A 481-nucleotide genomic window follows, 5' to 3' on the forward strand; every position below is an offset into this window, starting at 1 on the left:
GTCCTCCGTGTCGCGAATATCGGCGGAGAGGGAGCGCGCGCGTACGGCTCGTTCGTACGAGGCGGACGCACGAGTCCATGGCCGGGCCGGGCCGACCACGGCGGTGCGGTCGGTCAGCCGCCGTAGGAGATGTGAACGGTCGGCATCGGGGACGAGCAGCACACCGAAGGCGTCCGGCAGATCGTCCAGGACGAGGGTGCTCGGGTCGAGCGCACGGTAGGCAGGCCGGGCCTGGGCGGCGGGCAGCAGGACCGCGGTCAGCGAAACCGGAGGCTGCCACCCGGCCCGTTGAGCAGAGACGAGCAGCACGTCCGGGCTCGCGCCGGCGAGGAGGTCACGGGCCAGGTGTTCCAGGTGGCGCTCCTGAGCCCGGCCCCGGGCGGCCAGTTCGTCGGCGTGGCCCGCGGCGCTCGCGGCGGAGAGCTCGTCGATGTAGGCGAAGGTCAGCTCGGCGAACTTGGCGACCTCGGCGGCGGGCAGG

General features: G+C 73.4%; 1 pseudogene. It reads right to left on the reverse strand.

Annotated elements, in window-relative coordinates:
• Positions 1 to 481, reverse strand: a pseudogene (locus TN53_RS42260) (PucR family transcriptional regulator); the annotation flags it as partial.

The sequence above is a fragment of the Streptomyces sp. WM6386 genome (assembly GCF_000972385.1).
Taxonomy (GTDB): domain Bacteria; phylum Actinomycetota; class Actinomycetes; order Streptomycetales; family Streptomycetaceae; genus Streptomyces.